General features: G+C 42.3%; 21 protein-coding genes and 1 other annotated feature. Of the genes, 2 read left to right on the forward strand and 19 right to left on the reverse strand.

The window, feature by feature from the left end; genetic code table 11:
• Positions 1–58 precede the first annotated feature (58 nt).
• Positions 59–2,704 (reverse strand): valine--tRNA ligase, encoded by a 2,646-nt coding sequence (locus tag BFI01S_RS04090; protein WP_061791463.1) that lies wholly within the window; start codon positions 2,702–2,704, stop codon positions 59–61.
• Positions 2,705–2,760: 56 nt separating this feature from the next.
• Positions 2,761–3,017: a binding site (T-box leader), on the reverse strand.
• 226 nt (positions 3,018–3,243) lie between these two features.
• Here BFI01S_RS04090 and BFI01S_RS23895 point away from each other — a divergent pair.
• Positions 3,244–3,435: a YszA family small membrane protein gene (locus tag BFI01S_RS23895; RefSeq protein ID WP_019380294.1), complete on the forward strand. Its 192-nt coding sequence runs from the start codon at positions 3,244–3,246 to the stop codon at positions 3,433–3,435.
• Positions 3,436–3,448: 13 nt separating this feature from the next.
• On the opposite strand, the gene ysxE is transcribed toward BFI01S_RS23895, so the two are convergent.
• The 8 genes from ysxE to hemA form a co-directional block, all read right to left on the reverse strand.
• Positions 3,449–4,507, reverse strand: coding sequence for a spore coat protein YsxE (ysxE, locus tag BFI01S_RS04095; protein WP_061791464.1), 1,059 nt, complete (start codon positions 4,505–4,507; stop codon positions 3,449–3,451).
• Between the two features lie 92 nt (positions 4,508–4,599).
• The gene (spoVID, locus tag BFI01S_RS04100; RefSeq protein ID WP_061791465.1) at positions 4,600–5,859 is read right to left on the reverse strand and encodes a stage VI sporulation protein D; all 1,260 of its coding nucleotides are present in this window, start codon (positions 5,857–5,859) and stop codon (positions 4,600–4,602) included.
• Between the two features lie 145 nt (positions 5,860–6,004).
• Positions 6,005–7,291: a glutamate-1-semialdehyde 2,1-aminomutase gene (hemL, locus tag BFI01S_RS04105; protein ID WP_061791466.1), complete on the reverse strand. Its 1,287-nt coding sequence runs from the start codon at positions 7,289–7,291 to the stop codon at positions 6,005–6,007.
• A 54-nt stretch (positions 7,292–7,345) separates the two neighbouring features.
• Positions 7,346–8,326: a porphobilinogen synthase gene (gene hemB / locus BFI01S_RS04110; protein ID WP_061791467.1), complete on the reverse strand. Its 981-nt coding sequence runs from the start codon at positions 8,324–8,326 to the stop codon at positions 7,346–7,348.
• Positions 8,326–9,105, reverse strand: coding sequence for a uroporphyrinogen-III synthase (locus BFI01S_RS04115; protein ID WP_061791468.1), 780 nt, complete (start codon positions 9,103–9,105; stop codon positions 8,326–8,328). The genes hemB and BFI01S_RS04115 overlap by 1 nt, the downstream gene beginning before the upstream one ends.
• A complete protein-coding gene (hemC, locus tag BFI01S_RS04120; RefSeq protein ID WP_061791469.1) occupies positions 9,102–10,037 on the reverse strand; it encodes a hydroxymethylbilane synthase in 936 nt (311 codons plus the stop codon). Before hemC ends, BFI01S_RS04115 begins: the two co-directional genes overlap by 4 nt.
• Positions 10,038–10,086: 49 nt before the next feature.
• Entirely contained in the window at positions 10,087–10,920 is an 834-nt protein-coding gene (locus BFI01S_RS04125) for a cytochrome c biogenesis protein (RefSeq protein WP_035332624.1), read from the reverse strand.
• Between the two features lie 14 nt (positions 10,921–10,934).
• Positions 10,935–12,284, reverse strand: a complete 1,350-nt coding sequence (gene hemA, locus BFI01S_RS04130; RefSeq protein WP_061791470.1) for a glutamyl-tRNA reductase — start codon at positions 12,282–12,284, stop codon at positions 10,935–10,937.
• A gap of 227 nt (positions 12,285–12,511) precedes the next feature.
• Here hemA and BFI01S_RS04135 point away from each other — a divergent pair, with 227 nt between their 5' ends.
• Entirely contained in the window at positions 12,512–12,997 is a 486-nt protein-coding gene (locus BFI01S_RS04135) for a LiaI-LiaF-like domain-containing protein (RefSeq protein ID WP_061791471.1), read from the forward strand.
• 47 nt (positions 12,998–13,044) lie between these two features.
• Here the strand turns inward: BFI01S_RS04135 and BFI01S_RS04140 are convergent, their stop codons facing one another.
• The 10 genes from BFI01S_RS04140 to leuD all read right to left on the reverse strand — a co-directional run bounded on the left by BFI01S_RS04140 (position 13,045) and on the right by leuD (position 25,596).
• Positions 13,045–13,782 (reverse strand): amino acid ABC transporter ATP-binding protein, encoded by a 738-nt coding sequence (locus BFI01S_RS04140; RefSeq protein ID WP_061791472.1) that lies wholly within the window; start codon positions 13,780–13,782, stop codon positions 13,045–13,047.
• Positions 13,783–13,795: 13 nt separating this feature from the next.
• Positions 13,796–14,443 (reverse strand): amino acid ABC transporter permease, encoded by a 648-nt coding sequence (locus BFI01S_RS04145; RefSeq protein ID WP_061791473.1) that lies wholly within the window; start codon positions 14,441–14,443, stop codon positions 13,796–13,798.
• 81 nt (positions 14,444–14,524) lie between these two features.
• Positions 14,525–15,307, reverse strand: a complete 783-nt coding sequence (locus tag BFI01S_RS04150) for a transporter substrate-binding domain-containing protein (protein WP_061791474.1) — start codon at positions 15,305–15,307, stop codon at positions 14,525–14,527.
• A 328-nt stretch (positions 15,308–15,635) separates the two neighbouring features.
• Positions 15,636–16,217: a ribosome biogenesis GTP-binding protein YihA/YsxC gene (gene yihA, locus BFI01S_RS04155; RefSeq protein WP_061791475.1), complete on the reverse strand. Its 582-nt coding sequence runs from the start codon at positions 16,215–16,217 to the stop codon at positions 15,636–15,638.
• Positions 16,214–18,541: an endopeptidase La gene (gene lon, locus BFI01S_RS04160; protein ID WP_061791476.1), complete on the reverse strand. Its 2,328-nt coding sequence runs from the start codon at positions 18,539–18,541 to the stop codon at positions 16,214–16,216. Before lon ends, yihA begins: the two co-directional genes overlap by 4 nt.
• Positions 18,542–18,811: 270 nt before the next feature.
• On the reverse strand, positions 18,812–20,479 hold the full coding sequence (lonB, locus tag BFI01S_RS04165) for an ATP-dependent protease LonB (RefSeq protein WP_061791477.1): 1,668 nt from the start codon (positions 20,477–20,479) through the stop codon (positions 18,812–18,814).
• 157 nt (positions 20,480–20,636) lie between these two features.
• Complete coding sequence (gene clpX / locus BFI01S_RS04170) at positions 20,637–21,902, reverse strand: ATP-dependent protease ATP-binding subunit ClpX (protein ID WP_061791478.1); 1,266 nt, start codon at positions 21,900–21,902, stop codon at positions 20,637–20,639.
• 521 nt (positions 21,903–22,423) lie between these two features.
• On the reverse strand, positions 22,424–23,710 hold the full coding sequence (gene tig, locus BFI01S_RS04175) for a trigger factor (RefSeq protein ID WP_061791479.1): 1,287 nt from the start codon (positions 23,708–23,710) through the stop codon (positions 22,424–22,426).
• Positions 23,711–23,872: 162 nt separating this feature from the next.
• Complete coding sequence (locus BFI01S_RS04180; RefSeq protein ID WP_061791480.1) at positions 23,873–24,901, reverse strand: tetratricopeptide repeat protein; 1,029 nt, start codon at positions 24,899–24,901, stop codon at positions 23,873–23,875.
• Positions 24,902–25,002: 101 nt separating this feature from the next.
• The gene (leuD, locus tag BFI01S_RS04185; RefSeq protein ID WP_061791481.1) at positions 25,003–25,596 is read right to left on the reverse strand and encodes a 3-isopropylmalate dehydratase small subunit; all 594 of its coding nucleotides are present in this window, start codon (positions 25,594–25,596) and stop codon (positions 25,003–25,005) included.
• Positions 25,597–25,607 lie beyond the last annotated feature (11 nt).

The raw sequence follows: 25,607 nt of genomic DNA on the forward strand, positions 1-25,607 counted from the left end.
CCGTTATACAGGAAGGAAGACGAATCCTTGATATGGACCCGCCTTCCGCAACTATTTATTATTCTCCTTTTAGCTCTCTAATGCGAGCTTCTACAGCTGCTCTCTTCTCGCTGTAGTCTTGTTCTTTTGCTTTCTCTTCCTCAATTACTTTTTCTGGCGCTTTTTTAATAAAGCCTTCGTTGGAAAGTTTCTTTTGAACACGTTCTACTTCTTTATTTAATTTATCCCACTCTTTCTGCAGTCTGGCCACTTCTTCTTCGATATTAATCAGGCCTTCAAGCGGCAGAATGATTTCTGCCCCAGTCACAACTGCTGTCATCGCCTTATCGGGTGTCTCAACCTCTAAAGCCAGCACCAGTTCCTCAGGATTACAGAAGCGTTCAATATAGGCACGGTTATTTTCCAGTATAGCAAGAATTTCCTGGTCCTTAGCCCTTATCATCATTTTAATCTTCTTGCTCATTGGCGTGTTCACTTCAGCACGGCTGTTGCGGACAGAACGGATGATTTCAACAAGCAGCTTCATCTCATTTGCAGCCTGGTTGTCTGTGTATTCATCGTTTACAGCCGGCCACTGGGCAACCGTAATGGATTCGCCTGAATGAGGAAGGTTCTGCCAGATTTCCTCTGTAATGAATGGCATAAATGGATGAAGCAGGCGCATTGTGTTATCCAGAACATATGCCAGGATAGAGCGCGTTGTTTTCTTGGCAGCTTCATCTTCGCCATACAGCGGAAGCTTCGCCATTTCAATATACCAGTCGCAGAAATCATCCCAAATGAAGTTGTACAGCACTCGGCCAACCTCTCCAAACTCATAGCGGTCAGACAATCTTGTAACAGTCTCGATTGTTTCATTCAAACGGGTTAATATCCATTTATCAGCAACAGACTTTTCACCGCTTAAATCAATTTCTTCGAATTTCAATCCATCCATATTCATTAAGGCAAAGCGGGATGCGTTCCAGATTTTATTGGCAAAGTTCCAGGTTGCCTCTACCTTTTCCATGCTGAAGCGAAGATCCTGTCCCGGCGAGCTTCCTGTAGAAAGGAAGTAACGCAGTGAATCGGCACCATACTGGTCGATTACATCCATCGGATCAACGCCATTTCCAAGTGACTTACTCATCTTGCGTCCCTGTGAGTCACGAACAAGACCATGAATTAATACATCCTGGAATGGACGCTCTCCTGTAAATTCGAGACCCTGGAAAATCATTCGTGATACCCAGAAGAAAATAATGTCATAGCCTGTTACAAGGGCAGCAGTCGGATAATATCTCTTAAAGTCAGCAGAGTCAGTATCCGGCCAGCCCATCGTTGAAAACGGCCATAATGCTGAACTGAACCATGTATCTAATACATCTTTATCCTGTTCCCAGTTTTCACTATCTTCAGGAGCTTCATGACCTACATAAACCTCACCAGTCTCCTTGTGATACCAGGCCGGGATGCGGTGTCCCCACCAAAGCTGGCGTGAAATACACCAGTCGCGGATATTTTCCATCCAGCGCAGATACGTTTTTTCAAATCGATCCGGAACAAAGTTCACTTTTTCCTCTTTATTCTGAAGTGCGATGGCTTCATCCGCAAGAGGCTGCATTTTTACAAACCATTGTGTTGAAAGGTATGGTTCAACTACCGCACCGCTGCGCTCTGAATGGCCCACAGAATGCATATGCTCTTCAATTTTGAAAAGAACTCCTTCTCCCTGAAGATCCTTTACGATCTGCTTGCGGCATTCAAAGCGGTCCATACCCTGGTATTTACCGGCTCTGCTGTTCATCGTGCCATCTTCATTCATTACAAGAATTCTTTCAAGATTGTGGCGGTTTCCGATTTCGAAATCATTTGGGTCATGAGCAGGTGTAATTTTTACTGCACCTGACCCAAAATCCATCTCTACATAATCATCTGCAACAATCGGAATTTCGCGTCCTGTAATAGGCAATTTAACCGTCTTGCCGATTAAATGCTTATAGCGCTCATCTTCCGGGTGTACAGCTACAGCAGTATCGCCAAGCATCGTTTCAGGGCGTGTAGTGGCAATTTCGATATGTCCCGAACCGTCTGTCAGTGGATATCTCATATGGTAGAAAGCACCTTGAACATCCTTGTAAATAACTTCGATATCAGAAAGGGCCGTTTTCGTGGACGGATCCCAGTTGATGATGTACTCGCCGCGGTAAATCAATCCTTTATTATAAAGTGAAACGAAAACCTCTCTGACAGCTTTTGATAACCCTTCATCAAGGGTGAAGCGTTCTCGGCTGTAATCAAGCCCTAAACCAAGTTTTGACCATTGCTGGCGGATATGGCTGGCATACTCCTCTTTCCACTTCCATGTTTCTTCCACAAATTTTTCACGGCCTAAATCATAGCGGCTTTTGCCATCATTGCGAAGCTTTTCTTCAACCTTTGCCTGAGTGGCAATACCCGCATGATCCATTCCAGGAAGCCATAAAACATCGTATCCCTGCATGCGCTTCATTCGTGTGAGGATATCCTGCAGCGTCGTATCCCATGCATGGCCGAGATGAAGCTTACCAGTTACGTTCGGAGGCGGAATCACAATTGTATACGGCTGCTTCGTTTCGTCGTCTTTTGCTTCAAAGAACTTCCCTTCCAGCCACCAGTCATATCTTCCTTTTTCAATCGCCTGCGGATCATATTTCGTCGGCATTGATAATTCATTGTTATCCATATGTCATTCTTCCTTTCTAAAAGCAATCAGCAAAAATAAAAAAACTCCACTCGCCTTAAAAGGACGAATGGAGTTTGCTTCGCGGTACCACCTTTTTTTCAACCAATAAAGAAAATCCGGGTAAGACATTCTTATAGTGATTGACACTTGTGCAGATAACGGATTTCCCGTCTTTTACTACTTGGCTGCTGCCTTTCGCAAAAGATGCTCTAGGGCGACCTTCCAACGGTTCTGCCTGGATAACCTTTCAGCTGCTGGTTTTCCTCTCTAAAAGGCAAATGGCCATTGTACTCTTCCCTGTCTTAGCATCGATATAAAGTTATATATAAAATATACTACCGAAAAAAACCTGTTATAGTCAATAAGGATTCCCCAGTTTTTTATATATTATTCACCGTCTCCATTGAAGTGCTGATAAATTTGCCCTTATTCATTGCCGGGTGCGAGAACGTTATAGGGGAAAAAATGAAAATAGGCACTTTACGGAAAAAAGAATCATAGGATATATAAAAGAACATTGGGGAAAGGGGTATGCGCAAATGAGAAGAAAATATAATCCCTACACACTGCCTCCCTGGTTAAGAACTTTCAGGAATGTATGTGCACAATTCATTATCCCGTTCTGTGTTTTTCAAGGCATAAGAACAATATTATTGCCTACTACCTTCGATGTACTGCTGCTTTCGCTGTTCATCCTGATCGCTATCGCCTTTCATCTTCAATTGGTTTAGGAGCCCGCATCCTTCAGCTTTGGGCTCCTTCCTGTGCTTGAGCTTCTGCTGCCGCTTTGGCTTCCTGCTTTTGCCTCTCAATCTCATCGATCCTCATAACGGCATATTCAATGTTTTTTAAAAGCCAGTACTGCCTTTGCAGATGCTGAACCGCCTTTCTTTCTCCTCTCTTTCCTTCCCCTTTATAATATTGTTCGCAAGCTTTGATAATCGGACTCGGATGAGCAAAGTAGCTTTGAAACAGCAGCATCTCGTCGTCCCTGAAGGGAGAGTACTTCATATATGTGTATATCCATTCTACACATTCTTCCGATCTTTTTGGATGTGTTTTCAGTGTTCTTGATAAAAACGGCAGCAAATCATGAAGCGGCGATCCCTGTCTTGCATTTTCGAAATTTGTGAAGTAACCATATCCCCTATCATCGTATAAAAAATGTTCGGTTGAAACTTTTCCATGAATGATGACCGTACGTGCTTTTTCACTTTCCTTTGTTTTTTCATACCAATCCTTAAATTTATTTGTGGAGAATTTTAGTGCCTGGCTGACATCATGGTAGTATAGGGAAAACATCAGCTCAAAAGGAGACATATACTCTTTTCGTTCGCAGGCCTCGATGAATCCTTCCAGAAACTCCTTTTCCTTCTCCCATTCCTGTAAGGTATTTTCATAATGTTCAGTACGGTCTTCTTTTTTTATAGGAACTTCCCGTGAGGACAACGTGTGGAGTCTTGCCAATTCCCTAATCATCTGCTGATGCCGCTCAAATCTGTCCTCCTTTTCTTCATTGGACATCCAGGGCATTAAATAAAATAATTCATTCTGATGGAGCACAGCATATCTCCCGTCCACCGTTGGGTAAATTGGAACTATTCTGTTATAGCCTTTTTGAAAGAGTGTTTGTACATGCCTTATAAAATCCGCTCCACGCTGAGGCTTTATTCTCTTCAAAGCAAACACGCCTTTGCTGCTGTAAACCTTCTGAACTCTCCCAAAATCCTCTGCAAAATGCGGCTCTAATGAATAATGTTTTAAAATGGGAGAGACTTTCTGCAGCCGATTTTTTTCTTCCACCTTAACCACTCACTTTCCAGAATGAAAAAAATATACTTTGGTTAAACAAATAGCTGAGCGGGTTATCAATACCTGCTCAGCCTTTTAACCTTTTAATGGGCTACCGCAACAGGAATGTACAGCACTTGCCCTTCATAAATATCCTGATTAATTTCCAGATGATTCACCCTTAATAGCTGCTGAGCCGGTATATCATACCTTTCAGCAATGGCATCAATTGTGTCACCGTTCTGCACAATGCAAACCTTGAGTTTAACATGTTCTTCTGACTCTTCCTTGCGGGCAAAAAACTCAGTTAACGACATGCTTTTCTTTTTGGAGAGTTTCTTTTTCTTAGCTTCCTGTTCTGAAGAGGATGATGATTCCTCTGTTTCCTCAGGGGTTTCCTGTGCAGCTGCCTGGACAGGTTTCTTTTCAAAAGATGGGCTATCTGATTCGGACCCTTCCGTCATTTGATAAATTTCCTGTGCAGTAGGCGGTGTTTCCTCTTCACTGCGCTGAGAAGAGAAAGATATTTCCGGTGCAGTTTTTTGCGTCTGTTCTTCTTGCGGCTGGTCTTGTGTTACTTCAAGCGCTGCAGGCACTGCAGGTTTGATGACTTCCTGCTCATCCGTTTCAGGCTGCTTTCTTGCTTCTGCCTCAAAAGGGATATATACCTCAGCTGTCTCCGGCTGCTCTTCCAGCTGTTCCTCTTCCCGTATATCTTCCTCGGCACCAGCGAAAACCTGTTCAGTGGATGCCTGTTCCTCCCTTTCTTCCTCCTGTTCCTGTTCTTCCTGCTGATAAGACGGCCATTCCTGCAGAATCGGCTCTTCTTCCTCTGTCTCCTCCACCGCTTCAGAAGATCTGTACAGAGGCTCTAATTCTTCAGTTTCAGGTTCAATTTCTTCCTCCCATACTTGAACAGGCACATGCTGCTGATCGCCATATAATCCTGTTATGGTTAAATTAGCTGTCAGCTTCATACAGCTTCTTTCCGGCAGAACATAATCGAAGGACTCTACCGCAACGTCAATATCGTAAATGCTTTGGATTCTATTATTCGGAATGGTGATATCGACAGGAAAGTAATGCTTGAATTCACAAATTCCTTCTCCCCGTTCTTCAATTGTCTGAACGAACTTGGTAACTGCAAAATCCTCTTGTTCTTCCTCGGATGCTTCTTCTTCGCTGCGTCTATACTCACCCGCCAGTTCCAGTGCTCCCTGGATTGTTACATATTGATCGCTTTCCTGAATTGTTATATTGGGGTCTAACGAGATGGAAATCAGGTCTGATACTTCCTGTCCTTTTTGAAACCATACTGATTCTTCTAAAGAAAATCGTAAGCACGATGGATTCCCCTGAGACAAAGCGACTCCTCCCTTCGAATCTTTGCGTTTAATCACTATGTCATTAACAATCCTATGAGGGATGAGGATACTTTATGATTAGAAAAATAGCGCTTAATGGGAATATGAAAAACACTCATCAAAAATGATGAGTGTCAGGTTTTGCTTATTTTAATTTGGAGAATGCCTTTTCAGCAGCCAAGATTGTTTTTTCGATATCCTCATCTGTATGTGCAGTTGAGAGGAAGAGTCCTTCGAATTGGGATGGCGGCAGGAAGACTCCCTGGTTTGCCATTTCCCTGTAGTATTCTGCAAAGAATTCAAGATTGGATGTTTTGGCTTTTTCATAGTTAACAACGTCTTCATTTGTAAAGAAGATGCCGATCATGGATCCGGCCCGGTTGATGGTGTGCGGGATATCATATTTTTCAGCAGCTGCCTTAAGCCCTTCTTCCAGTCTGTCTGCTTTTCTTTCAAATTCTTTGTAGGAATCCGGTGTCAGCTGGCTTAAAGTCTCGAAACCGGCTGTCATGGCAAGAGGATTTCCTGATAATGTTCCTGCCTGGTAAATTGGGCCGCTTGGTGCAATCTGCTTCATTATTTCAGCTTTTCCCCCATATGCACCGACTGGGAGACCGCCCCCAATAACTTTTCCAAGACATGTAATGTCCGGAGTCACCCCAAAATAGCCCTGCGCACAATTGTAGCCAACGCGGAATCCGGTCATTACTTCATCAAAAATAAGCAGGGATCCGTTTTGCTCTGTAATTTCCCTTAAGCCTTCAAGGAAGCCTGGCTGTGGAGGAACGACTCCCATATTTCCAGCTACCGGCTCCACAATCACACCTGCAATATCACCTCCGAATTGCTCGAAGGCATATCTTACACTGTCCAGATCATTATAAGGAACTGTAATCGTGTTTTTAGCAACACCTTCAGGAACACCCGGACTGTCAGGCAGCCCCAATGTTGCTACACCAGAGCCGGCTTTGATTAGAAGAGAATCGCCGTGGCCATGATAGCAGCCTTCAAATTTCATGATTTTATTCCGGCCGGTGTATCCTCGAGCAAGTCTTAAAGCACTCATGGTAGCTTCTGTTCCGGAAGAAACCATTCGCACCACTTCGATGGATGGGACGCGCTCAATAACAAGCTTAGCAAGCTCGTTCTCAATTTCAGTTGGAGCTCCGAAGCTTGTCCCCATTTCAGCTACTTTTTTAATACCCTCGACCACACGTTCATTCGTATGACCCAGAATTAAGGGGCCCCAGGACAATACATAATCAATATATTCATTGCCATCGATATCGTAGATTTTAGAGCCGCGTCCGCGTTCCATAAAAATGGGATCCATATTAACCGATTTAAAGGCACGTACAGGAGAGTTTACTCCTCCAGGCATCAATTCGCTTGCCTCTTTAAAAGCCTTGTTAGATTTTTCATAAGAGCGCATGTCATCCCTCTTTTCTATTTAATAAGGAGTTTCATTAACTAATGATCTGCAGTTTTAGCCTTGTTCCTTAATCCACCTTGCCGCATCTTTTGCATGGTAAGTAATAATTAAATCACTCCCTGCACGCTTCATGCCTGTAAGCATTTCCATAACTATTCTCTGTTCATCGATCCAGCCGTTTTGTGCCGCAGCTTTAACCATTGAATATTCGCCGCTCACATTATAAATCACAATTGGCAGATTGATGTTGTTCTTAACGTCCCGTACAATATCCAAATAAGGCATTCCCGGTTTAACAATCAGGAAATCTGCCCCTTCCATTAAATCAGATTCAGCTTCGCGCATGGCTTCCATGCGGTTGGCAGGATCCATCTGATATGCTTTCCGGTCACCAAATTGCGGTGTGCTGTCAGCTGCATCCCGGAAAGGACCATAGAATGCAGATGCGTATTTAACTGCATAAGACATAACCGGGATATCTTCAAATCCGGCTTCATCAAGACCTGCCCGGATGGCTGCTGTAAACCCATCCATCATATTTGAAGGGGCAATAATGTCTGCTCCTGCTTTAGCCTGGCTTACAGCCGTCTGCACAAGCAGTTCCAGAGATGCATCATTCAGCACTTCTCCATTTTCAATCAAACCGCAATGGCCATGGTCGGTATACTCGCAAAGACAAGTATCAGCAATAATGATGATTTCAGGATATTTAGCTTTAATAAACCTTGTAGCTTCCTGTACGATTCCATGGTCATGATAAGCCTGCTGCCCGCATGCATCTTTCTCTTTAGGAATTCCAAATAAGAGAACGGACTTTATTCCAAGAGAAACAACTTCGGTCATCTCCTCTTCCAGATGATCCAGCGATAAGTTGAAGATGCCCGGCATTGAAGGTATTTCTCTTTTAATGCCTTCACCTTCTGCCACGAAAATCGGATAAATTAAATCATCAATGCGCAAGAAGTTTTCACGGATAAGCGCTCTCATATTCGGACTTTTTCGAAGGCGTCTATGCCTGTTAAATTGAAGATCCATTACTTTTCCCTCCTGGTTTCTGCTAAATATCTAATAATGCTCTTAAGCATGCTATGTACTGTATATTCTTCCGGAACTGCATGCACCTGCAGGCCATGTGCCTCTGCACGTTCTTTTGTCACAGGGCCGATGCAGCCAACCAAACTGTTTTTCACCGCATTCTGAAAACCAAGCTCCTTTATAGCCTCCATAAAATGATCCACTGTGGAGGGACTGGTAAAAGGAAGAATGTCTAACCCTTTTCCTGAAAGCTGTTCTCTTAACAGGCTGATGCTGTCACGTGGAAAAGTAGTTTTATAAACAATGATTTCATCAACATTTGCACCCTTTTCTGAGAGAGAAGCTGCGATGTAGTCACGTGCGAGATTTCCTTTAGGGATCAATACCTTCATCCCTTTTTCCACTAGCGGCAAAAAATCCTCAACAAACCCTTCAGCAACATATTCTCCGGGTACAAACTGCACCTTTAATCCCTTATCAGCAATCATTTTTTTTGTTTTCTCGCCGATAACCGCTATTTTAGGGAAAGGGCTGCTTAGACTAAAATTCTCAAAAAAAACATCCACAGCAGTTTTGCTGGTGAATATCACCCAGTCATAAGTATGAATTTGCTTACGGGCTTGAAATAAAGCTTTATTCCGCAAAGGCTCAAAAGCAATCAGGGGGATCTCAACCGGCATCCCCCCATAGCTTCGGATAAGAGCTGAAAAGGACTGAGCCTCTTTTTTCCCTCTTGGCACCAGAACATTCATGCCATCTAAAGGGGAAGTCCGTTTCATTGCCCGTCAAGCTCCTCTTTTACCCTGTCGATAAGCTCTTTAGCTCCCTGTCCGGTTAACTTAACAGCCACCTTAACACCAAGCTCTTCCGGGTTTGAACCTGTTAGTGTCTCCTTGTATATCACTTTTCCATCAGGAGAACCTACAAGTCCAGTTAACTCCAATTCCCCTGTTTCATTAATTGTTGCAAACCCTGCAATCGGAACCTGGCAGCCGCCTTCCATCTTATGCAGGAATGCACGCTCTGCACGCACAGTCTGGTTCGTCTCAGGGCATGTGAATTTATCAAGCAATGCCCTTAGCTCCTTATCACTTTCACGGCACTCTATGGAAAGTGCTCCCTGGCCAACTGCCGGCACACAGATTTCCGGCTCCAGGAATTCCGTAACAACATCCGATGCCCAGCCCATCCTGGATAGACCTGCTGCCGCAAGAATAATTGCATCATATTCTTCCGTTTCCAGTTTGGATAATCGGGTATCTATGTTTCCTCTGATCCACTTAATCTCGAGATCCGGACGCTGTGCCAGAAGCTGTGCCCCTCTGCGCAGGCTGCTTGTTCCAATTGCAGATCCCGGCTTTAAGTCATTCAGTTTGATATGCCCTTTTGAAATGAGTGCATCCCGATGGTCTTCTCTTTCCGGAATGCTTCCAATTGTCAGACCTTCCGGAAGAACAGCAGGCATATCCTTCATGCTATGTACAGCCATATCAATTTCCTCATCAAGCATGGCCTGTTCAATTTCCTTTACGAATAAACCTTTTCCTCCGACCTTTGAAAGGGTAACATCAAGAATTTTATCACCTTTTGTGACAATTTCCTTCACTTCAAATTCAAAGGATGGATCGATCTTTTTCAATTGGCTGATCACCCAGTTGGTCTGAGTTAATGCCAGCTTGCTTCGTCTTGAACCTACAATTATTTTTCTCATGACAGCCTCCTGCAATTATGTCTGGCAGCGAACAGTCGCCTCCGCTATTCTATGAATACCAAAAATGGAAAGATGAAAGTTTGCCGAATAAAAAGAAGTTAATTAATACAATTAAAAATGATGCTAAATTCCAGAGTGCTAAAGATTTTCCATATAAGCCCTTTCCTACTTTCATATAGAGATAAATACTATATAAAGCCAGGACAATGAATGAACCGATTACCTTGGAGTCATACCAGACCATATGCGGCAGTTTAATGTATGCCCACTGGATGCCTAAAATTAAACTTATCATCAGCATAGGTACACCGATTACATTTAATACATAGGACATATGTTCAAGCTTTGACAAATCCGTTATCCGGAGCAGCCTCGTTCCCCACTTTTTCCTTTTCAGCAAATCATATTGAATAAGATACAGCAATGAAAAAACGAAGGAGAGCGAGAAGGCCCCATATGAAAGAATCGCAACTGTTATATGAATCAGCAGGAGTTCTGATATGAGCTGCTGCGCTTTGACAGCCGAATCAATCTGCACAGGTGCGAATGTATGAATCGCCATGATGATAAAGCCCAGAACATTTGTAAAAAAGACGATAAAATCAACTCTGAGCAGCCTGTTGATTCCCAAAGAAAGAGTGATAAGCACCCAGGCATAAAAATACAGGCCCTCAAAAATGGTCAATACGGGAAACCTTCCTGTATTAATCATATAAAGTATTAGGAACACCGTTTGAAGCACCCATACAAATGCAAGTAACCAGAAGGCAATTCTATTCGCCTTCCGGTTATGATGAAGAAAATCAATAAAATATAATAAGACACATAAGGCATACAGAACCACCGTGAATTCATGCAGCCGTGTCATATAGATGTCAAACATGGACAGGACCCCTTTTATGATTGAAAGGAAGTCTGCTGTGATTGAGCGAATGCGTGCTTTGGTTTGGCTGCTGCATGTACGTTCTGCTGATTTGAAACAAATTCTTCTATATTAAAGATTTTTACAAATAAATCTAATGCCTGTTCGGAATCCTTCTGACCAGCCATTTCTTTTGCTTGTAAAATAGGATCTTTTAATAGCTGATTGATGATGCTCTTTGTATGCTTGTTCAGCACTTTTTTATCACGATCGCTCAAATGAGGCAGCTTTCTTTCTATGCTTGTCATGGTTTCACTCTGTATAGCCAGTGCTTTCTCACGCAATGCGGAAATTACCGGAACAACACCAAGCAGGTTCAGCCATTGCTTGAATTCAACTATCTCCCCTTCAATCATCAGCTGAATCTTTTCGGCTGCCTTTTTACGCTCCTGAAGGTTGGCTTCAACAATGCCTTCAAGATCATCAATATCATATAGGAAAACACTGTCCAGGTCTGCCAGTTTCGGATCCAGGTCTCTTGGGACAGCAATATCAACCATAAATAGAGGCTTGCCTTTGCGCATTCTTTCTGCGTAAGCCATCATATCCTTTGTGACAACAAATTCTTTGGCCCCGGTGGAACTGATTAAAATATCAGCTTCAACAAGAGCACATTGGAGCTCATGCAGCGTTTTTGCCTGGCCCGCATAGCGGCATGCGAGATTCTGCGCTTTTTCAAATGTACGGTTAATAACCGTTACTTTGCTGGCTCCGTTGGCATGAAGGTTTTGGATTGCCAGCTCACCCATTTTACCGGCTCCTAATATAAGAACATGTTTATTTTCGAGTGACCCAAAAATCTTCTTAGCCAGTTCCACTGCTGCATAGCTGACAGAGACTGCATTTGCCCCTATTTCCGTTTCGGAATGTGCCCGCTTAGCAAGCGTTACTGCCTGCTTAAACAAATGGTTAAAAACGGTACCGGTTGTATTTTCCGATTGAGCTCCCAGAAAACTTGACCTTACCTGCCCTAAAATCTGTGTCTCGCCAAGGATCATGGAGTTTAGGCCGCATGCTACTTTGAATAAATGCTCTATGGCCCCATCCTCTTCATAAATAAATAGGAATGGAGAAAATTCATTCTGGTCCATATTGAAATGTTCTGCCAAAAATTCCTTTATATAATAGCGGCCAGTATGAAGCTGGTCCACAACTGCATAAATTTCGGTCCGATTGCAAGTAGACAGAATGACATTCTCTAAAATGCTTTTTTTGTCATTTAAAGTCTTCATTGCCTCGCCCAATTGTGAAGGATTAAAGGTTAGACGTTCACGCATTTCAACAGGGGCAGTTTTATAGTTAAGACCGACGACTAAGATATGCATTGAAATTGACACCCCCAGAATTATTGCCTAGTTCATTAATATTAATTATATCATTTCTATTTTTTCAATTAATGCTTAAATGTGAACAGATAATGAACACATATGATACTATATTTTAAACAGGAGACTTATATAAGGTAATCCTAAAATAGACAAATACTCCCTTATGTACAGTAACAAAAAAACTTGCCGGATTCAAGTGAACCTTATTGGAAGTGGTGTTTTTTATGAAAAATCAGCGTATTTTCCCCGGAATTATTTTACTCGGATTTGGAGCCTACTTTTTTCTCCAGCAGAGCGGATTTACTGCCTTACAGTCTTTTTATTCCTGGCCGACTCTTCTCATTATCGTTGGAGCAGCCTTTTTAATTCAGGGATATGGCGCAAGGGATTATGACTCCATATTGCCAGGGGTTATTTTAACCGGATTTGGCCTGCATTTTCATGTGGTGAACCGCCTCGAAATTTGGCCGGATCATATTGGTACATTCATTCTTATTATTGCGCTAGGCTTCCTTCTTCGGCACCAGAAAACAGGAGCAGGATTATTCCAGGGCATCTTATTCTTAATTCTTGCCGCATTACTCCTGTTTTATGACAGAGTAGCTGAGTGGATGGGACTTCTTGAAAATGGCGTCTCTGATGTTTGGCAGTTTTGGCCAATCCTATTAATGCTAATTGGATTATATTTTTTATTATCAAAGAAAAAATAAAAGACAGGGATATTTAGCTTTTCCCTGTCTTTTACCATCTAAACTGTCTAAAGAACCGAATCCAAGAAATTTTTGGTTCTCTGCTCTTTTGGATTGTTAAACAAATCCTCTGGGTGTCCCACTTCTACAATTCTTCCGTCATGCATATAGACAGCCCAGTCTGCCACTTCTCTTGCAAAGCCCATTTCATGCGTGACGACGACCATTGTCATTCCTTCAAGGGCCAGCTCCTTCATTGTGGAAAGCACTTCCCCCACAAGCTCCGGATCCAGTGCTGATGTCGGTTCATCAAAAAGCATGATATCGGGCTTCATTGCCAGTGCCCTTGCAATGGCTACACGTTGTTTTTGTCCGCCTGAAAGTTTTGATGGGTATACGTTCTCCTTGTCAGAAAGCCCAACCTTTTTTAATAGTTCCTGGGCATTTTTTTTCACTTGATCCTTAGGAAGCTTTTTCACATGTAAAGGTGCTTCCATTACATTTTCGAGAACAGTCATATGAGGAAATAAATGAAAATGCTGAAAAACCATTCCTACTTTTTCTCTTACTTTATTTAGGTCATGTGTTTCTTTTTCAACCTTTTCTCCCTCAAAAATGATATTGCCGCTGTCTTTTAATTCTAGAAAGTTCAAGCAGCGGAGCAGTGTGCTTTTTCCGGACCCGCTGGCGCCAATCAGGCAAACAACATCACTTTCCTTCACTGTTATGTCAATGTCTTTCAGGACATGAAGATCCCCGAATGACTTGTTCAATTTTTCTACTTTGATCATGTACGATTCACTCATTCCTCATTCCCCCTTAATCACTGCTTGCCATTCTTTTCTCAACCATATTTACAAGGATGGAGAAAATAAGTACAAGTACTAAATAGTAAACAGCTACGATCAGCAAATAGCTCATGTAGTCATATTCATTGGAACCATATGTTGTGGCCACGTTAAAGAGCTCGTACATGCCGATGAAGGATGCAAGTGATGAATCCTTCAATGCAATGATAAACTGATTCCCAAGAGGCGGCATAGCCCGGCGGAATGCCTGAGGAAGAATGATTCTTCTCATCGCAAGTCCGGCAGTCATACCCAGTGAACGTCCTGCTTCCATTTGTCCCTTGTCGATTGATTGAATGGAGCCCCTGAAAATTTCGGCAATATAGGCACCGTTGTGAAAAGCAAGTCCCAGCACAACCGACCAAAACTGTGAAATATCCAGCGCTGTCAATCCAAAATAGAATATGAATATCTGAACAACAAGAGGCGTTCCCCTTACAAGGAAAATATAGACGTCAGCAATCCATTCCAGAACTTTCACTCTTGATATCTTTAGAAAGGCAAAAAACAGTCCTATAAAAATAGCAATAAACACCGATACAATGGTTAATTGAAAGGTTAAGAGCATCCCCTTTAAAAATACGGGATATGTATCAATAAACTTTGTAAATAAATCCACAAAAATCCCCCTTCAGATGGCTATTTCACTTTGTGTAAAAAACAAAACAGGCGAATGTCTGATACACATCCGCCCGCAATGTTATTCCTTCTCAGGATCAACTGTTATATCTTCACCGATATATTTTTTGCTGATTTCTGTGAGTGTTCCATTCTCGCGAAGTGTTTCAAGAGCTTCATTCACTTTTTCGAGCAGCTCTTTGTTATCCTTTGCAACTGCAATTGCCTGCTCACTGCGGCCAAGCAGCTCTTTGCCTTCAATTTTCATTCCGGCTCCAATGGCTTCTTTGCCTGTAACAAAATCAGTGATGACCGCATCATGTTTTCCCTTGCTCAATGCTTCCAATGCGACAACATCACTGTCATAAAACTGAATGTTATCTGTCACTCCCTCCGCATTTGCCGTATATGTAGAACCTTTCGATACTGCTATCTCCTTGCCTTTGAGATCATCCAGTGTCTCAATTGTGCTATCTGGCCGTACATAGATTTGCGGGCCTGAATAGTAATATGGCGTTGAAAAATTGACTGCCTTTAGACGTTCTTCTGTGATAGTGTGGCTGGCTACTGCTGCATCAAAACGGCCTGATTTAACACCCTCCACAATACCGCCAAACTTAAATTTATGCTGATCCGGCTCAAGCCCGAGTTCTTTTGCTACAGCCTCGGCAACATCAATATCAAAGCCGCTCATGCTTCCATCATCATTTGTAACACTAAAAGGTTTGAATTCTCCCGAAGCGGCGTATGTAAATTTGTCTTCGTCTACAAGATCCATTCCGCCTTTAGACGCTTCCTCTGATCCGCATGCCGCCAGGACCAATGCAAAAGCAGCTGCTATGATTCCTTTTAACCAATGTCTCACTAGTCTAAATTCCCCCTTCAGTATCTCTCTTTTTTATGTGCCCTTTAACTCTATCATAATTTATGAATATTCTCAAAATTCATATTTTATGATTATTTATGATATAAAAGTATATCAGCTGTTCTCATTAACTGATCGTCTTTAAACTCTAACATAACTCCATATCCTCCCGTATCCTTTAGATTCCTTACCTTTCGACAAAAATTATATCCAGTTAATACCATATGTATAATGAACTGCAGGATATCGCAAATATCCATTTACAGGACGAAAGACCTGAATGGAGAATACAAAAAAATCCCGCTGCAAATGCTGCGGGATTTTTTATTTACATATAGCTTTTTAATGCCGACCAGGCCTGGTCTTTCCCATAACCTGTTTCAGAGGAAAACATAATGATCTGGTCATTCGGATCGATATCCAATGTTTCTTTCGTGATTTTCATATGTTTTTGCCACTTGGATTTCGGTATTTTATCCGCTTTTGTGGCAATCACTACACAGGGAATTTCATAATGCTTTAAAAAGTCGTACATCATGACATCGTCACTTGTAGGGGGATGGCGCAAATCAACAATAAGCACAACTGCTTTTAACTGCTCTCTGCTTGTTAAATATGTTTCTATCATCTTTCCCCATGCTTCACGTTCCTTTTTGGATACCTTTGCATACCCATAGCCCGGAACATCAACAAAGTGAAGAATTTCGTTAATAAGGTAAAAGTTCAGGGTTTGTGTCTTCCCCGGCTTAGAGGATATTCTGGCAAGTCCCCTTCGATTAAGCATTTTATTAATGAAAGAAGATTTGCCGACGTTCGAACGGCCGGCAAGGGCAAATTCCGGCAATTCACTTTCAGGATATTGATCAGGCTTAACAGCACTGATGACTATTTCTGAGCTGGTTACTTTCATGCTTGAGCACCGCCATTCAGGGCATGTTTCAAGACTTCGTCCACATGTGATACCAGTACGAAATCAAGCTCTTCCCTGATGCTTTCAGGGATATCTTCAATGTCCTTTTCATTATCTTTAGGGAGGATGATCTTCGTTAATCCGGCACGATGGGCACTTAAAGATTTCTCTTTCAAGCCGCCAATAGGAAGCACCCGGCCTCTTAACGTAATTTCCCCTGTCATTCCCACTTCTTTACGGATTGGTTTTCCTGACAGAGCAGAAACCAGAGCGGTAGTAATTGTTATTCCGGCAGATGGGCCGTCTTTCGGGACAGCCCCTTCTGGAACATGGATATGAATGTCATGCTTTTCATGGAACTTCTCATCAATGCCCAGTTCTTTAGCTTTTGAACGAACATAACTGAATGCCGCTTGAGCAGACTCTTTCATGACATCCCCCAATTTACCTGTAAGAACGAGCTTTCCTTTTCCGGGAGAAAGTGATACTTCTATTTGAAGGGTATCGCCGCCAACTGTTGTATAGGCCAGCCCTGTTGCAACACCAACCTGGTCTTCAAGCTCAGCCTGACCGTAACGGTATTTTGGCTTTCCAAGAAACTCTTCAGCATTTTTTGAGTTTACAATCACTTTCTTCTTTTCGCCGGATACGATAATTTTAGCTGTTTTTCTGCAGATTGTAGCGAGCTGGCGTTCCAATCCGCGGACTCCAGCTTCCCGGGTATAATAGCGGACTACCTTCTGGAGGCCATCCTCGCGAATCTGAAGCTGTGCTTTGGAAAGACCATGTTCTTTAATTTGCTTAGGCAGAAGGTGGTCTTTAGCTATGTGAATCTTCTCCTGCTCTGTATAGCCTGCAATCGTGATAACTTCCATTCTGTCCAGCAGCGGGCCAGGGATCGTGCCAAGATTATTGGCTGTGGCTATAAACATGACCTTCGACAGATCATAAGTTTCTTCAATGTAATGATCACTAAAATTATGGTTCTGCTCAGGGTCTAAAACCTCAAGCATCGCAGATGAAGGATCCCCTCGGAAATCGGAGGACATTTTGTCGATTTCATCAAGCAGGAATACAGGGTTGATCGTCCCTGCCTTTTTCATGCCCTGAATGATGCGTCCAGGCATGGCACCAACATAAGTTCTTCTATGTCCGCGAATCTCAGACTCATCCCGGACTCCGCCGAGGGATACACGGACGAAATTGCGGTTTAGCGAAGTTGCAATAGAACGTGCAAGACTTGTTTTACCGACCCCAGGAGGCCCTGCAAGGCATAGGATTGGGCCTTTAAGGGAGTTAGTCAGCTTTTGCACTGCAAGGTACTCCAAAACCCGTTCCTTTACTTTTTCCAGGCCATAATGGTCTTCATTCAGGATTCTCTCAGCCTTCAGAATATCCAGGTCATCTTCTGTTGACTTCGACCATGGCAATGTGACCAGCCACTCAATATAATTGCGGATAACCGCGCTTTCAGCCGAACTGGATGGAACCTTTTCATAGCGGTCTAGTTCTTTTAATGCTGTAAGCTGGACATGCTCAGGCATACCGGCATTTTCAATCTTTTCCGTCAGCTCGGCAATTTCTCCAGTTTTGCCTTCCTTATCCCCGAGCTCTTTTTGGATTGCCTTCATCTGCTCACGCAGATAATATTCCTTTTGCGTTCGTTCCATTGATTTTTTCACACGCTGGCCAATCTTTTTCTCAAGGTTCAAAACTTCTTTTTCATTATGGATGATTTCAATAACCTGATTCATGCGCTCTTTTACATCAATGGTTTCAAGAATTTCCTGTTTTTCCTTCAGCTTTAAAGGCAAGTGGGAAGAAATGATATCCGCCATGCGCCCCGGCTCTTCTATATCTGCTACAGAAGAATACGTTTCGGCTGATATTTTCTTCGATACCTTTATGTATTGCTCAAAATACTCAAGCATAGTCCTCATCAATGCCTGATCCTCAACGTCCTTCGTCTCAGGATCCTCAAAAACCTTCACACTAACGGAATAATGTTCAGTTTCGTCCTGAAAATCAATGATTTTAGCTCTCTTTAGGCCTTCAACAAGAACACGGATCGTACCGTTTGGAAGCTTGAGCATCTGCTTGACACGTGTGAGCGTGCCCATTCCATATAGATCATCTTCTGATGGTTCATCTATAGATATATCCTTTTGTGTTGTTAAGAATATTAAATGGTCATCTACCATTGCTTTTTCCAGAGCCTGAACCGATTTCTCACGGCCTACATCCAAATGCAGAACCATGGTCGGATAAACAAGCAAGCCCCGAAGCGGCAGGAGGGGGACGATGATTTCTTTCTTTTTCGCCATTCCATTGCACCTCCAAAATGCATCTTTTTAACCCCATTATTGCTAATAATTTCTTTGTACAATTCTATCGTATTTAAATAGCAGTGTCTATTAAAGAGAAACAGCTGAAAGCCGTCTTTCAATGATATTCATTTATAATTACACTTTATCCTTCTTTACGCAAATAAAACTTCGGTTTGTAGCCTAAACTGCAAACCGAAGTTTCTGACCGCGATTAGCGGGAGGCGTTAATACAGCAGGTTTCCAGGCAACTGCAAACCGGGCCACACATTAAATGCTTTCTTTTTTCTTTAATTCGATTGACGCAGTAATAGCCTGCTCTTTGAGATACTCTTTTTGCAGCGCTGCCTCAAATACTTCATTTAAATGAGATACAGGGACGATCTTGATTCCTGTTATCTCCTTTAAAATGGATTGCATATTTTCTTTTGGGATAATTACTGTCTGTGCTCCGGCTTTTTTGGCGGCCTTCACCTTTGGATATACGCCTCCAATTGGCTTGACATACCCATGAATGCTGATTTCTCCGGTCATGGCTACAGTATTGTCAACTGGCCGTTTATAAATGGCAGAATAAATCCCTGTCGCCATGGCGATGCCGGCAGAAGGACCGTCAATTGGAACTCCGCCAGGGAAGTTGACATGAATATCATATTCGTCAGCCGGGACGCCCATCGATCTCAGAACGGTGATAACATTTTCAATTGAACCCTTGGCCATACTTTTTCTCCGGATTGACTTTCCTTGGCCGCCAATGCTTTCTTCTTCCACTATGCCTGTAATATTAATGCTGCCCTTCTCTTTTGCAGGAATCACAGTAACTTCAATATCAAGCAGAGCACCTGTGTTCGGCCCATATACCGCCAGCCCGTTGACAAGTCCAACAGCAGAGTGGGAATTGATTTTCCTCTCCATTCTCGGTGAAAGCTGACTCGATTGGACAACCCACTCAATATCTTCATCTTTTATGTAATCACGGTCCTCAGTAATTGCTAAACCCGCAGAGATTTGAATCATATTTACCGCTTCACGTCCGTTCCTTGCATAATTAGCAAGAATGCCAAGCCCTTTTTCACTAACAGCGAGATTGACCTTTTCCGCAGCCTTTCCAGCTACCGCTATTATCTCCTCTTCAGCTAACTCCCTGAAAAACACCTCCATACATCTGGAACGAATGGCAGGCGGAATTTCATTAGGAGTTCTCGTAGTTGCTCCGATGAGGCGGAAGTCCGCCGGCAGGCCATTTTTAAAAATATCATGAATATGGGTTGGTATTTGAGTATTTTCTTCATTATAATAGGCGCTTTCCAGAAATACTTTCCGGTCTTCAAGCACTTTCAGAAGCTTGTTCATCTGAATGGGATGAAGCTCACCGATTTCATCAATAAAAAGCACGCCTCCATGTGCATTTGTAACAGCACCCTGTTTAGGCTGAGGAATTCCCGCCTGTCCCATTGCCCCTGCTCCCTGATAGATAGGATCATGAACAGAACCTATTAGAGGATCAGCAATACCCCGCTCATCAAATCTCGCAGTAGTGGCATCCAGTTCGATAAAAATAGAAGCTGCCTTAAAGGGTGATTTTGCATTTTTCTTGGCTTCTTCCAGAACCAATCTGGCAGCAGCCGTTTTCCCCACACCCGGTGGACCATAAATAATTACATGCTGAGGATTGGGTCCGCACAATGCTGCTTTCAGAGACTTAATTCCATCTTCCTGCCCCACAATGTCAGCAAAGCTGGATGGACGAACTTTTTCTGATAAAGGTTCAGTCAATGAAATGGAACGCATCTTTTTTAAAACATCCATTTCCTTCCTTGATTCACGGTCGATAGAAACTTTCTGTGTCCGCTGGCTCCTAAGTAAATTCCAAAAGTAAAGCCCAATGACGATTCCAAAAAACAATTGGATAAATAAAGCGATCCCCGTCCAACTCATTGTGTTCCCTCCTGCATTATTTGTTCTCGTTAATAATGCTAGTATCTCCCTGACTGAGTTGGAATAAACAAAGAATTCATTTTAAAGTAAGGTAAGAAAAAGGGTCAGAAAGGCGCAAAAAAATGGCCATGCCCCGCAGGGACTGGCCATTTTTCAATTACGCTGAAGTCTTGCGCTCTTCTTCTACGACTGTACCGTCCTCCAAAACAAGCTTAGGAGAACCGTTATCAATAACCGTTTCTTTCGTAATAATGCATTTTTTAATATCTTCGCGCGAAGGAAGATCAAACATTACATCCAGCATAATTCCTTCAATAATGGAGCGCAGTCCGCGGGCACCTGTTTTTCTTTCAATTGCTTTTTTAGCAATTTCCTCAAGTGCGTCTTCTTCGAACTCAAGCTCAACATCATCGAGTTCAAGCATTTTCTGGTATTGTTTGACAAGTGCATTTTTAGGTTTAGTTAAAATCTCAATCAATGCCGCTTCATCAAGCTGGGAAAGGCTTGCAATAACTGGAAGACGTCCAATAAATTCAGGAATTAATCCGAATTTCAGCAGGTCTTCAGGAAGCACTTTTGCAAGAAGATCCTTTGGCTCGATTTCTTTTTGATTCTGGTCAGAACCAAAGCCAATTACCTTTTGGCCTAAACGGCGTTTAATAATTTGCTCAATGCCATCGAAGGCACCGCCGCAGATAAACAGGATATTTGTCGTGTCAATCTGGATAAATTCCTGATGAGGATGCTTGCGGCCGCCTTGTGGCGGTACGCTTGCAACTGTTCCTTCAAGAATTTTCAACAGCGCCTGCTGCACCCCTTCACCTGATACATCACGGGTGATGGACGGATTTTCCGACTTACGTGCAACCTTATCAATCTCATCAATATAAATGATTCCTTTTTCTGCCTTTTCCACATCATAATCTGCTGCCTGAATAAGCTTTAGGAGGATATTTTCAACATCTTCCCCGACATATCCGGCTTCAGTCAATGATGTTGCATCTGCAATTGCAAATGGAACATTAAGAATACGGGCCAATGTCTGAGCCAGCAAGGTTTTACCGCTTCCAGTCGGACCGATCATGGCAATATTACTTTTTGATAGTTCAACTTCATCAATCTTGCTGTTGGAATTGATTCGCTTATAGTGATTATATACAGCAACAGACAGCGATTTCTTCGCCTGCTCCTGGCCAATTACATATTCATCCAGAATATCGCGGATTTCAGCGGGCTTTGGCACATCTTTGAACTCCACTTCTTCTTCTGTTCCCAGTTCTTCTTCCACAATTTCAGTGCAAAGCTCAATGCATTCATCACATATATATACTCCAGGCCCAGCAACAAGTTTGCGGACCTGATCCTGTGTCTTGCCACAGAAAGAACACTTCAATTGCCCTTTTTCGTCATTAAATTTAAACAAATCCTTCACCCCTTGAAAAAACTTCAAAACGATATATAAAGCTTGCGAAATCACATGCAAATAGTTCTTTATTCAGCCATAGAAAGGTTGGGAATTAATGCGGACACTGTGTCATTGACCTTGCGCACAGGCCTCTTTAATCATTCACACTTTCGTACAAATCAAAACCTTCAGCAGTTATGTATTGCATTGTAACACATTTTTACAGTGGACAGGAAATGATAACTCTTAAAACATTTCAATTATGTATGCATGCATGCATGTGATGGAATTCCGCAAAGAAATACAGGCTGAATATTATATGTACTTTCATAAGCTTAACCAAAAATGGCTAAATTAAGTCGGCCTCCTGGACCGATAATTAAATTATCTATTTATATGTATTTTTATTCCTGTCCATGTGCAATATGCCGTAAAACTTTTCACCAGGCAAAAGATACAAGGGAGATTTTCATTATGTATGGTCTTAATGGTATAAAACAAGGCACGATAAACTCGCGCCTTGTTTACTACTACTTCTATTATGCAACAGTCTTGCTATTTTCCACAAGGAAATCTACTGCTTTTTTAATTTGAAGATCTGTTTTTAGGCCTTCAAGGCTTCCAAGAGCTTGTGTGATCTGGTCAGCAGACATGTTGTACATTTCTGCCATTTTGTTAAGTTCTTCTGTAACTTCTTCATCGCTTACTTCGATGTTTTCAGCTTTTGCGATTGCTTCAAGAGTCAGGTTAACGCGTACGCGCTTTTCAGCTTCCTCTTTCATTTGCTCGCGCAGTGCAGCTTCATCCTGTCCGGAGAACTGGAAGTATAGTTCAAGGTTCATGCCTTGCATTTGAAGACGCTGTTCGAACTCCTGCATCATGCGGTTAACTTCAGTGTCAACCATTGCAGCCGGGATTTCCATTTCTGCATTAGCCGCTGCTGCTTCGACAACAGTGTCGCGGACATGGTGCTCAGCTTCATGCTTCTTGCTTTCTTCTAAGCGAGTTTTGATTTTTTCTTTTAATGCATCCAAAGTTTCCACTTCTTCGTCAGCATCCTTAGCAAACTCATCATCCAGCTCAGGAAGCTGTTTTGTTTTGATTTCATGAACAGTTACTTTGAATGTTGCAGGCTTACCAGCTAGCTCAGCTGCATGGTATTCCTCTGGAAAAGAAACTTCAACATCCTTAGATTCTCCAGCAGCAGTACCAATCAGCTGCTCTTCAAATCCAGGGATGAATTGTCCTGAACCAAGTTCTAAAGAGTAGTTCTCAGCTTTTCCGCCTTCGAAAGCTTCCCCATCAACGAATCCTTCAAAGTCCATAACAACTGTATCGCCATTTTCAGCTTTTCCTTCTTCTTTAACTGCAAGTTCAGCTTGTCTTTCCTGAAGTGAAGTCAGCTCGCTGTTCACATCTTCATCCGTTACATTTGTTTCAAGAGGCTTTACTTCAAGGCCTTTGTATTCGCCAAGCTTTACTTCAGGCTTAACAGTTACTGTAGCTTTGAAAATAAGGCTTTTTCCTTTTTCGATTTGCTCCACATCAATTTCAGGGCGATCCACAGGCTCAATGCCAGTTTCATCAATTGCATTAGCATAAGCTTCTGGAAGAAGATAATCCACTGCATCCTGGTATAAAGATTCAACTCCGAAACGCTTTTCAAACATTCCGCGAGGCATTTTTCCTTTACGGAACCCAGGTACATTTACTTGCTTAACTACTTTTTTGAATGCAGCGTCTAAACCTTCGGTTACTTTCTCTGCATCTACTTCAATTGTAAGAACCCCGCGGTTCCCTTCTAACTTTTCAAATTTAGCAGACATACAATCATTTCCCTCCAAAAATCTATTATCATTTCATTCATGACAGAATGTTATGAATATCTCTTGTTTTTTCAAGGCATATCCATTTAATAAAAATGTATATATACACATAATACAACCATTATATTATAACATACACTCCCTGTCTTTCAACATTGAAGGTTAAATATTGGGATAAGAAATTTCTTCTATCTTTCTTATAAAGGCAAGAACCTCTGCTATTTCCTCTTCAGGAGCAACATAAATATCACCAAGATTGCTCAGCGAACTGTTTAAGCCGTGATATTCATATGAGAGCATATGGTATGCCGCTGCCCAGGACGCAGCATTTTCCGGCGGGGCTTCAAGCGGATAAAGCAGGAAGAAGTGCCTTTCTGCAATGCTCTTTGTATTTTCGAATAGTACCGGGTCTTCCTGCTCGAGCTGAATCTCCAGTTTATTGACTATTTTTAACAGCATCGGCTGCTGATGAACCGGGGGCAGTTCAGCAGGATTTACCCGAATGACTTTATCAAACTTCCGAATCGTTACATATTTTTCATACCCATGCTCAGAAAGCACATTTAACAGCATCGTTTTAAAAAAAGGATTTCCATCCTGCGCTTCCAAATAGGCTTTAATATCTTCAACATAAGGCCTGATGTTATGTTCTGCCAGCTGTGCAGCAATCTGCATTTGTTCATGCTCATCCTGGCAGGAAAACAGATTGAGCTTCCTGCTATTAAATTCCTCCAGATCGGGTGCTTCGATCTCGGTTTCAGAAGGTGAAGCAGCCATCTTTCTGCTGAACTCAAGCATTCTGCTAAAATGCTCAAATTTCTCCTTCGGGATTTCCCTTTCTTCAAGCAAAACCTCAATCGTTGCTGCAATCTCACTGTATTGATGCAGCTGTACAAGGATCATTAAATAAAGATCCATTACCTGTATGTAATCCCCTATGCCTGTCTGGAGCATTTTATTAGCCAGTTCTTTTGCCTTTTCCAAGACTCCTGCTTCATAATATGCCAGAACGAGCCCAATATGGACATCCGTATTATCAGGCTCCATCTCCAATGCTTCTTCAAAGAACCGGATCGATTCCTTATACCTTTTCTGCTGAAAGGACTCAAGCCCCTTTTCGAGTAGCCGTTTCTCAAGGCCGGGAAATAGAATGATTTTATTGTTTTGTTTTCTCTGTTCCCGCTTTCCCATGCTAAAACCGCCTCAACTAGTATTTTTGAAGTTAGTGTAGCATGAAATAGCACAAAAACAAAAAGATTCATGGTTTCATGCCATGAATCTTTCATAGGTCCCTACTGTACCGCAAACCGTTTTTCTTCAAAACTTGAAATGCTGCTTTCCAATTGAAGAGTAATCTCTATTTCATCCCAGCCGTTAATCAGCATTTTTTTCCAGTATTCATTAATTGTGAATGTCGCTGAAAAATTATATTCATCTTCAATTATTCCATTCTGTAAGTCAACTTTCAAATCATACGGCTGTTTTTTGGCACGCTGGAGCAAATATTCGACTGTTTCTGCCGGCAGAGTGATTGGCAAAAGTCCATTTTTTAAGCAATTCTGATGAAAAATATCCGCAAACGAAGGTGCAATAATTACTTTGAAGCCATAATCCCCTAAAGCCCATGGCGCATGCTCCCTGGAAGATCCGCAGCCGAAGTTTTCATTTGCAATGAGGATGGAAGCACCCTGATTTTCCGCCTTATTCAGCTCAAACTCCGGGTTAGGCAGTCCTTCTTTCGTAAATCTCCAGTCATAAAACAGATATTGTCCAAACCCCGTTTTCTCAATTCTTTTTAGAAATTGCTTGGGAATAATCTGATCGGTATCCACATTGGCTCTATCCATTGCAGCTGCTTTTCCCTGAAGTGTTTTAAATCCGCTCATTTAATTCTCCT

It is taken from the genome of Cytobacillus firmus NBRC 15306 (assembly GCF_001591465.1).
Classification (GTDB): Bacteria; Bacillota; Bacilli; order Bacillales; family Cytobacillaceae; genus Cytobacillus; species Cytobacillus firmus.

Bases quoted from the DNA above. Each gene is read 5' to 3' on its own strand.
- BFI01S_RS04090 (WP_061791463.1), bottom strand. From the start codon at position 2,704: ATGGATAACAATGAATTATCAATGCCGACGAAATATGATCCGCAGGCG.
- BFI01S_RS23895 (WP_019380294.1), top strand. From the start codon at position 3,244: ATGAGAAGAAAATATAATCCCTACACACTGCCTCCCTGGTTAAGAACT.
- hemL (WP_061791466.1), bottom strand. From the start codon at position 7,291: ATGCGCTCTTATGAAAAATCTAACAAGGCTTTTAAAGAGGCAAGCGAA.
- hemB (WP_061791467.1), bottom strand. From the start codon at position 8,326: ATGGATCTTCAATTTAACAGGCATAGACGCCTTCGAAAAAGTCCGAAT.
- BFI01S_RS04115 (WP_061791468.1), bottom strand. From the start codon at position 9,105: ATGAAACGGACTTCCCCTTTAGATGGCATGAATGTTCTGGTGCCAAGA.
- hemC (WP_061791469.1), bottom strand. From the start codon at position 10,037: ATGAGAAAAATAATTGTAGGTTCAAGACGAAGCAAGCTGGCATTAACT.
- BFI01S_RS04125 (WP_035332624.1), bottom strand. From the start codon at position 10,920: ATGTTTGACATCTATATGACACGGCTGCATGAATTCACGGTGGTTCTG.
- hemA (WP_061791470.1), bottom strand. From the start codon at position 12,284: ATGCATATCTTAGTCGTCGGTCTTAACTATAAAACTGCCCCTGTTGAA.
- BFI01S_RS04135 (WP_061791471.1), top strand. From the start codon at position 12,512: ATGAAAAATCAGCGTATTTTCCCCGGAATTATTTTACTCGGATTTGGA.
- BFI01S_RS04140 (WP_061791472.1), bottom strand. From the start codon at position 13,782: ATGAGTGAATCGTACATGATCAAAGTAGAAAAATTGAACAAGTCATTC.
- yihA (WP_061791475.1), bottom strand. From the start codon at position 16,217: ATGAAAGTAACCAGCTCAGAAATAGTCATCAGTGCTGTTAAGCCTGAT.
- lon (WP_061791476.1), bottom strand. From the start codon at position 18,541: ATGGCGAAAAAGAAAGAAATCATCGTCCCCCTCCTGCCGCTTCGGGGC.
- lonB (WP_061791477.1), bottom strand. From the start codon at position 20,479: ATGAGTTGGACGGGGATCGCTTTATTTATCCAATTGTTTTTTGGAATC.
- tig (WP_061791479.1), bottom strand. From the start codon at position 23,710: ATGTCTGCTAAATTTGAAAAGTTAGAAGGGAACCGCGGGGTTCTTACA.
- BFI01S_RS04180 (WP_061791480.1), bottom strand. From the start codon at position 24,901: ATGGGAAAGCGGGAACAGAGAAAACAAAACAATAAAATCATTCTATTT.
- leuD (WP_061791481.1), bottom strand. From the start codon at position 25,596: ATGAGCGGATTTAAAACACTTCAGGGAAAAGCAGCTGCAATGGATAGA.